Raw genomic sequence first — 7,380 nt, forward strand, 5'->3', positions numbered from 1 at the left:
ATCGACCACTTCGTCGCTGGATACAACGCGAACTGCCAGCCGTTCAAGTGGACCGCTACCGCCGACTCGATCCTCGAGAAGCTGCATCGACTTTGCTCACGTATCAGCGGGACAGGACACTAGCGCGTCGCGCACGGGCGCGAAGGGTGCTGGAGATTCAGCGGCCGCAGTCTGCCCTCGCGCGCACCGCCCAAAGGCGTGCATAACTGGCTATGTCAGGGGTGCCGCCAAAAAATCCCGATGACAGCCTTGACGACGTTGTGCAGGCGCCCGTTCTGCGTGGCAGCACCGGAGAAACTTGCCCGATCAGAAGACGATAGGACAGGGAGAACATGGGATCCAAGAGCAAGAAGAAGGCTGCACCGTCGCGAGATCCGGGACAGTGGTTTCTCGATCACGCGCTGGAGTTGAGCGCGATCGCCACGAGCATGCTGGCTGCGGCCTGCTACTTCATCGGGCGGGCCGGGCTGGTGGGGTGGTACGAGACGGCCGGCGTCCCGCAGCTGGTGTTCGCCTGGCCGGCCCAGGACATCATCATTCGGGGGCTGACCGACGAGGACACCTGGCTGCTGGTCCTGCTGTCGGTCGGCGGCTCGGCGCTGTACTTCGGCATGCTGTCGCTCCTGTCGGCCTGGACCTCCAGAATCGCCGCCCGGGTACGGGACCTGCGAAATCGGGGCGAAACGGTCTGGACACGCGGGGAGCGGCGCCTGCGCGTCTGGGCCGCGCGGCGCGCCCGACGGGCTCACACTTCCGCGGCCGCGCTGGCGACGCTGCGCTGGCGAGCGCTGGGCAAACGGGGCGACCTGCGGCGGCAGCTCACCAAGGCCAAGGCGTTGCGCTGGCAGCCGCCGGTGGGGCTGCTGGCCATCGTGCTGGCCGCCTGCGCCCTGCTCGCCGTGACCTTCGCGTACATCGGCAGCATGGGGCTCTTGTACCGGGCGCCGTACACCAACGCCGCGCGGGCGTTCAACGATCAGTACGCGGCCGCGACCGGGCGAGAGGCGCCGGCGCGCCAACTGCCGTCCTGGGCGCAGGTGCGAGAGCCTCGTTCCAAGACCAGCCTGCAGGCGTCCATCGAGCGCGGCCGACGGCAGTTGGCCGCATACCCGTTCGTGAGGCTGAAAGCCAAGGAGGCGTCCGCGGGCGTTGAGGCGGCGGCGGTCGAAGAGGCCGACTGCGGCTGGCTGGTTCAGGCCTCGGGCGGTGTGCTGGTGCTGCTGACCTCGGACGGGCTGCTGGTCAAGAACTTCGGCGACGGCGCGTTTTCCTGGCAGACGGTGGCGCCGGAGAGTTGCTCGAAGCAGCCGGCCCGCTGAGGCTCCCACTCTGGGTGGCCGTTCAGCGCCGCTGGTCTGCGCCGTGGCACCCGGCCGTGGTGAAAGCCAGGCCGTCCTGATGCCCGGCCGTCGCTAAGCTCCCGCCACCACAGCCTCTGTACCCGCGATGCCCCGTCTGCTCATCAAAATCAAATGGCGCCACGGTACCGAGTTCGTCTCGGTGGACCCGGACTTCTTGCCTTCAGCCGGTACCTACCTGAAGACCACCGAGTGCTGGAAGGAGAGCGAGGAGGTCGTGAAGTACGACGTCCTGTGCCGCGCGGCCTCCCGGCACGGCGATCGGATCGAGATGGACCTGCGCTACGCCCAGGCCGACAACCCGCACCTGGCCGAGAAAAACGATGCGTGGGGCCGCTGCGGTCTCGTCATCGACGTGGCCAACTCGCGAGCGACCGCCCGGTGGTCGGACGTCCAGGTGGCGTCCTACAACGGGCCAGGCCGCTGCGTCGTGCTGGAGGATTCGCTGCTGGACGAGTACACCTATCAGCAGATCCTCAGAAAGGGGCGTCCCAAGCAGTCGGCGATGCGCCGGCAACTCTTGCAGATGTATGGCTGCTGCGCGCTGACCGGCGAGACGACGCGTGAAGTGCTGGATGCCGCCCATATCGTGGAGGTGGACAACAACGGCGGCAACTCGCGGGCCAACTGCTTCCTGCTGAGGACCGACCTGCATCGCCTGTTCGACCGCGGCCTGCTCACCTTCAGCGCCACAGGGCAGGCCATCTTTGCACCAAGTGTTGGGCGCGGCTACGTCGACGAGCTGTCGGGACGGCGACTGGCTGACGATGTCCTGGACAACGTGGGCGAAGCGCTTCGCATGCGGGGCGCGGCGTCCCGTTGAAGCGGCCCGGCCGACAGCCCCCGGCGGCGGGGATTTCGTGCACTATCGCGGCCTTTGCAACATCCTCTGTGACCGATGACCGACCCCGACGCCGCCGTGTCCCCGCCCGAGCCTGATCCCGAGACGCAGCCGTTCGACATCGTGACCGTGTTGGGCTCAAACCTGCTGCAGCCGATGGCGGACCACATCGACCGGCTTCTGGAGCGCGAGGAGACCGACTGGGGCGTCACCCCTTACGAGAACGGCTACGCGGCGCTGCTGGTGGTGGCCTTCAACATGCTGCTGGAGTCCTACGTCGCCCGGCTGCGCTTCAAGCGGCGGGCGGAGTCCAAGCCCAACCTCACGTTCACCGCGCAGCTGGCCGCGATGTTCGACGACTTGCCGCGCCCGGAGGCGTTGGAGGAGGTCTACGTCATCGGCAAGGCGACGGCGCACAACCACATCTGGAACCTGGAGCTGGCCGACGACGACGCTGAGGCGAAAGTTCTGCTGACCCCGAAGGACCTGGAGATGGCGACGAAGCAGTCCTGGGAGCGCATCGTCGACCTCGGCACGCGCAAGACCCGGCTGCTGGGGCTCAACGCCGTGCCCACGGCGCTGGACCGGCACGACGTGAAGACGGTCTTCGATGTCACCTGGTCCACGCTGCAGTTCATGGCGTCCAAGAACCACGACCACACGCCCATGAAGGGGTACCACACGGTGCGCTTCAGGAAGCAGCATCGGCACTTCGCCGACCTGCTGACGCTGTTCCCGGTGGCGCGGCCGGTGCCTAAGGAAGCGTAGGCGGCCACGGGCGCATGGTCGGGCGGGGCCTGCGCGAGTCGGGCGGCGACTTGCGCAGGGTCGCGGGCGTCCTTGCTGAATAGGGTCAGCCGTAATCTTCTGAAGCATGAGCGCGGGTTTGTCGGCACCTGCAGCGCAAGCGTCCGGTGAACCCGCGGTGAAGGGTGGAAGTCCGAGGAAGCTCAGACACCTTACAATGCGCCCACTTGCTGCAGGAAACGTTGGCTTTTGCCTCCACCAGCAGACAGACGTTAGTTCAAGAAGCCCACCCTATCCCGGTGGGCTTTTTCATTCCAGGCGTGTTCCGCACGCCGTTGCCGCTTTGGTAGCGTCCGGCAAAGGCAGGTGACGCGAGTGCCGAGGGCTACTTCAGCAGCGCGGTCAGCTCGATGCCGATGTCGACACGCGTGTTCCCCGCAAAGCGCAGCGCCGGCTCAAGCAGGTCGTTGAAGGGCACCTGCGCAAAGGTGTCCGTCCTGCGCGTGAACGCTTCGAAATAGAACAGCAGCGGGTCCGGGCGAGTGCTGTCAGTGTTCTGACTGATCCACGGCCTCACGATGGTGCTGTGCTTGGCCTTGTTGGACAGGGCGTCGATGTGCGCGAAGTGCGGGTTGGGCTTGAGGCTCTCCAGCTGCGACTGCACCTTCGCGTAGGGCGGCTGCGTCTGCAGCCGCGTGGTGGTCTCGCGCAGACTGAGCTGGTGCTCGTCCAGGGCCTTGCCGAACCGGTCGAGGTTCAGGCAGCGGTACACAGTCGCGGCAAGGAGATCCTCCAGCGCATGTATGGACTGAACGCAGGCCACGGCGTGCGCGCCGACACGGTCCATGAAGGCGTAGTACTCGGTCTCCTCCTCGTCGCTGCCGGCGTGCACCTCAAGCAGGTTCCTGTCGCCCAGCCTGTCCTTGAACGCCACAAGCTCGGCGTCGATGGACCGGTAGTGAAACACCGCGTAGCGCACGCGCTGGTTCACCGAATTGATGCTGGCCTCGGCGATTTGGCGCTGGGGTTTGCCGAAGTGGTGCTCGACGCGCGCCAGCGTGGCGCTGATGTCCCAGGTCATGTCTTGTCACGCGAGTAGGGGTCTTTGCCTTCAAGCCAGTCCTCGAAGACGACGTAGGTGTTGGGCGATCGATGAATCCACAGTTTCTTGTCGCCCTTCCTGTTCGGATCCTCTTGCACGTAGGGATAGATGCCGAGGTACTCTTGGCCAGAGTAAGACTGGGTGTTGCTCTTGGCAATCGGAAGAACTGCCGCCCTGCCGTTGAAGCCGTCCATGTAGCCCAGCTCCCAGGGCATCCATTTCGAGCCACTACTGCTTTGAGTGGTGGCGAAGAACAGGCACCTGCTCACCTTCATTCGATCGCGAAGCGTTTGCGCGGTCTCAGGCGTGACCTTGTCGCGGCTTAATTCCTTATCGTGCACCCAGTCCACGTAGACGCTGAATCCCAGGTCCTGCAGGGCACCCATCAGCCCCTCGACCATGTTCTTGTCGGTGAAGCTGTGGGACAAGAAGATGTCGAAGATGAAAGCACTGTCGTGCGTCATCGCACGAGCCGATTCCAGGCTGATCGATTTCCTGATCGTCCCGCCAGCCTGAGCCCTTTTGAGAAGGTCCGCTTCGGTGAAGAGTGCCATTCAGGAAATCCAGGTTTCGAAGTTGTCGTAGCCTTTGTCGGCGACCCAGTCGTAGGTCTTCCACCAGTGGCTGAGCTTGAAGCCCTGGCCGCGCTCGGCTTCGGGCCGCTGCGAGAATGTGAAGGATTCGATGTCGGTGTAGCCCACCCAGGCGCTGCCGTTCCAGATGATGGGCGTGCCCTTGAGGCCATCGGCGCTGATCTGCAGGGCGAGGTGATCGAACGGATCGTGGCCCAGCGCCAGCGTGGTGCCGCTGCGGTCGCGGATGCCGTTGATGTGCACGCCGATGAGGCGATTGCCTCGCTGGATGCTCTTCATGATCTCGTACTGCACCCAGCGGCGCTCATGGGTACGCGTGCCGATCAGCACCGCCGTCGCGGTCGTGTTCTCCAGCGACCCATCGATCAGCTTCTTCAGCGCGGCGTCGCCCTTGGTCCGAGCTTCCTCCCAGATGGAGGCGTCGAAGTAGCCGCCGTTGCCGTCCTGCAGGGCGTTGTGGTTGCGAACGACGTTCGCGCGGAAGTCGGCGACGTCCTGGTAGTCGAAGCTGAAAAAGCAGCGTCGTGCCATGGTTTCCTCCCTGCCTGGGGCGCGATGGCTGCACCCATCGGCCGCGCTGGCGGTTCTTGGTCTGTTGAATGGCAGTTTAGGGACCCGCCTCCCCGCTGCAAGGCGGGATTTCCTCAGCGCCGGGGAGGGCTCTGCCTGCAACGCGGGGGCCATCGCCCTGTTCAATCCGCAGCGGACTCACGGCTGCGTTTGCGGTCACCGGATCCGGCAGGTCAGTCGCCCCGGCCTTGACGTGCACGTCGTCCTGAACAACAACAAGGAAGATCAGGCGCAGCGCAATGGCCGCACGCTGGTGAGAACCATCAAGGACCTTCGCGCTGACATGGCTGGCGCCTCATGTGAGACCACCGAGGCGTGAGGTGCGCAGCGCTTTGGCATCTGGCCTAGTAGTGCGGGCATGCCTGCGTGGTCCATGATGAACCGATCCGTTCTGTCGGTCTTCTGCTGTATCGACACGAAGTGCCTCGCAGCGGTACCTGGGCGGACTGGCAGGCGACCCACCGGCGGAAGTTCCAGTTCAACGAATTTCGTCGAGATGCCTGCCCATGAACTCCAGGGACGAAAGCCACGCGCGAGTCATTGCCCCTGTCATGGGGTCTCTGAACCATGCTTCGCCGAATAGCCTTCCAGGGTTCCATTCCCAGCTCACGCGTTTCCCTGGCGTGAAGTTGGTGCGGCGCGTAGGAAATACCCGCAGCGGCGTCCCGGCTTCATTCGAGCTAATTGTCCTGAGCAAGACGCCCCTGATGTCGGGCAGCAAAGTTTGGCCGGCCTCGTCTTCAAACAGGTCGATGTTCGAGGAGACGACGACGTACTCCTCACGCGGAATTGCAAGCACGGCACGCAGGATGGATAGGCCAATATCGACGGCGCGCAACACCTCGTCATCAGCCACGCCATAGCCGTGAAGCAGCCGATTCCGTATGTCTAGAAACGCCTTAACGGAGCTACCCAGGCTTTCCGGAACCACGCCCATGCTCACCAGCTTGCCGACGGACGCTGAGACAGTGGCTTTGCCCACCCCCTCTATCCAACCGGACGTCCACAACAATTGCCGTAGCTCCCGTTCAAGCTCTGCGCCCAAAATCAGCAGGGCCCCCTTGGACGACTTGGGCATCTCCGCCAGGACCCTGGCGACGGGCTCGTCGTTCGGCGCCGCCGCGGGTAGGGCGGCAACGCCCTGCTGAACGACGTCAGGCTGCGCATCCAGCGCGTTATCGGTCAGTAGCTTGAGCAGCCGTAGCGACTCATCCATCCGTTGCTGCAGAGAGCCAAGCTGTTCAGCGTCGTCAATTTGCTTGGCCGTGCGGAACCACTGCCCCGCAAACCACATGATCAGGAAGAACGTGACGCCCCAGGACCGAATCAGAGTAGCGGCTGAGCGTTGAGCAGGCGATGCTGAGCTGAATTCCCAACAGGCATAGGCCAACGCCAAGACCAATGGCACCCAGCTCTGCAAGAACATCTTGCGCAGAATCTTGAGCGGCTGCGCGAATCGATTCTTCCCGCTCTCGGCGGCTTCCGGCTTGGGCATGACCGCAGCATTTTGACGGCGCCGAGCTTGCGGTGTCAGCAGGTCGTTCTCGTGGTGTGGTGTAAATCGTCTGATGCGTCGTGTTTGCCCCACCTTGGCCTGCGCCACGGGTGGCCTACCAGCTGATCCGGTGCGCCGCGCTCACGGCGTTGTGACGTGCGTCGTCCTCTCCATGGACGTAGATGCTAGTGGTCGAAAGCGTGGTGTGGCCCAACGTGTCCCGCACATGGCGAAGGTCGACGTCATTGGCAAGGTTGGAGCCCGCGGTGTGGCGGAGCCAGTGGGCCGATGCCGCCTTGAGCCTGTCTGCTTGTTCCTGTCCGCGGCCCGCCCGGAGCCAGCGCTGTGCGGCGACAGCGAACACTGCCTTGACCACTCCATGGACAGCGCTGCGCGTCATCTGCTCAGGCCATTCCGGAGCTGGGTGCTTGGAGCGCCGCCATGCCACCGGGAAGAGCAGGGGGGATGGCTCGCCGTGAACTGGCAGGTCGCTCAGCTCCAGCGATCGTCGGTAGGCCATCAACTCCACCATCAGGGGTGATCTCGGTTTTCTAGTGTCCTGTCCCGCTGATACGTGAGCAAAGTCGATGCAGCTTCTCGAGGATCGAGTCGGCGGTAGCGGTCCACTTGAACGGCTGGCAGTTCGCGTTGTATCCAGCGACGAAGTGGTCGAT

The 7,380-nt window shown here is 64.2% G+C and carries 9 protein-coding genes and 2 pseudogenes; 5 read left to right on the forward strand and 6 right to left on the reverse strand.

Annotated elements, in window-relative coordinates; translation table 11 throughout:
• From LXT12_RS26460 to LXT12_RS26475, 4 genes and pseudogenes are all read left to right on the forward strand, one after another.
• A pseudogene (locus tag LXT12_RS26460) lies at positions 1-123 on the forward strand (IS630 family transposase); the annotation flags it as partial.
• A gap of 209 nt (positions 124-332) precedes the next feature.
• Positions 333-1,319: a hypothetical protein gene (locus LXT12_RS26465; RefSeq protein ID WP_233395509.1), complete on the forward strand. Its 987-nt coding sequence runs from the start codon at positions 333-335 to the stop codon at positions 1,317-1,319.
• A gap of 127 nt (positions 1,320-1,446) precedes the next feature.
• Positions 1,447-2,181: an HNH endonuclease signature motif containing protein gene (locus LXT12_RS26470; protein ID WP_233395511.1), complete on the forward strand. Its 735-nt coding sequence runs from the start codon at positions 1,447-1,449 to the stop codon at positions 2,179-2,181.
• Between the two features lie 75 nt (positions 2,182-2,256).
• On the forward strand, positions 2,257-2,967 hold the full coding sequence (locus tag LXT12_RS26475; protein ID WP_233395513.1) for a hypothetical protein: 711 nt from the start codon (positions 2,257-2,259) through the stop codon (positions 2,965-2,967).
• A gap of 364 nt (positions 2,968-3,331) precedes the next feature.
• Here the strand turns inward: LXT12_RS26475 and LXT12_RS26480 are convergent, their stop codons facing one another.
• The 3 genes from LXT12_RS26480 to LXT12_RS26490 are packed head-to-tail and all read right to left on the reverse strand — an operon-like array spanning position 3,332 to position 5,172.
• A complete protein-coding gene (locus LXT12_RS26480; protein ID WP_233395514.1) occupies positions 3,332-4,027 on the reverse strand; it encodes a hypothetical protein in 696 nt (231 codons plus the stop codon).
• Entirely contained in the window at positions 4,024-4,602 is a 579-nt protein-coding gene (locus LXT12_RS26485; RefSeq protein ID WP_233395516.1) for a toll/interleukin-1 receptor domain-containing protein, read from the reverse strand. Before LXT12_RS26485 ends, LXT12_RS26480 begins: the two co-directional genes overlap by 4 nt.
• Positions 4,603-5,172 carry a TIR domain-containing protein gene (locus LXT12_RS26490; RefSeq protein WP_233395518.1) on the reverse strand — a complete coding sequence of 190 codons (570 nt, stop codon included), beginning with the start codon at positions 5,170-5,172 and terminating at the stop codon, positions 4,603-4,605.
• Here LXT12_RS26490 and LXT12_RS26495 point away from each other — a divergent pair.
• Entirely contained in the window at positions 5,171-5,530 is a 360-nt protein-coding gene (locus tag LXT12_RS26495; RefSeq protein ID WP_233395520.1) for a hypothetical protein, read from the forward strand. The two genes, LXT12_RS26490 and LXT12_RS26495, sit on opposite strands and share 2 nt — an antisense overlap.
• Positions 5,531-5,689: 159 nt before the next feature.
• On the opposite strand, the gene LXT12_RS26500 is transcribed toward LXT12_RS26495, so the two are convergent.
• From LXT12_RS26500 to LXT12_RS26510, 3 genes and pseudogenes are all read right to left on the reverse strand, one after another.
• Positions 5,690-6,706 (reverse strand): hypothetical protein, encoded by a 1,017-nt coding sequence (locus LXT12_RS26500; RefSeq protein ID WP_233395522.1) that lies wholly within the window; start codon positions 6,704-6,706, stop codon positions 5,690-5,692.
• 115 nt (positions 6,707-6,821) lie between these two features.
• Positions 6,822-7,226 (reverse strand): site-specific integrase, encoded by a 405-nt coding sequence (locus LXT12_RS26505; RefSeq protein WP_233395524.1) that lies wholly within the window; start codon positions 7,224-7,226, stop codon positions 6,822-6,824.
• A gap of 31 nt (positions 7,227-7,257) precedes the next feature.
• Positions 7,258-7,380 (reverse strand): annotated as a pseudogene (locus LXT12_RS26510) (IS630 family transposase); the annotation flags it as partial.

The sequence above is a fragment of the Pelomonas caseinilytica genome (assembly GCF_021353235.1).
GTDB lineage: Bacteria > Pseudomonadota > Gammaproteobacteria > Burkholderiales > Burkholderiaceae_C > Pelomonas > Pelomonas caseinilytica.

Bases quoted from the DNA above. Each gene is read 5' to 3' on its own strand.
- LXT12_RS26475 (WP_233395513.1), top strand. From the start codon at position 2,257: ATGACCGACCCCGACGCCGCCGTGTCCCCGCCCGAGCCTGATCCCGAG.
- LXT12_RS26505 (WP_233395524.1), bottom strand. From the start codon at position 7,226: ATGGCCTACCGACGATCGCTGGAGCTGAGCGACCTGCCAGTTCACGGC.
- LXT12_RS26470 (WP_233395511.1), top strand. From the start codon at position 1,447: ATGCCCCGTCTGCTCATCAAAATCAAATGGCGCCACGGTACCGAGTTC.
- LXT12_RS26465 (WP_233395509.1), top strand. From the start codon at position 333: ATGGGATCCAAGAGCAAGAAGAAGGCTGCACCGTCGCGAGATCCGGGA.
- LXT12_RS26495 (WP_233395520.1), top strand. From the start codon at position 5,171: ATGGTTTCCTCCCTGCCTGGGGCGCGATGGCTGCACCCATCGGCCGCG.
- LXT12_RS26480 (WP_233395514.1), bottom strand. From the start codon at position 4,027: ATGACCTGGGACATCAGCGCCACGCTGGCGCGCGTCGAGCACCACTTC.
- LXT12_RS26485 (WP_233395516.1), bottom strand. From the start codon at position 4,602: ATGGCACTCTTCACCGAAGCGGACCTTCTCAAAAGGGCTCAGGCTGGC.
- LXT12_RS26500 (WP_233395522.1), bottom strand. From the start codon at position 6,706: ATGCCCAAGCCGGAAGCCGCCGAGAGCGGGAAGAATCGATTCGCGCAG.
- LXT12_RS26490 (WP_233395518.1), bottom strand. From the start codon at position 5,172: ATGGCACGACGCTGCTTTTTCAGCTTCGACTACCAGGACGTCGCCGAC.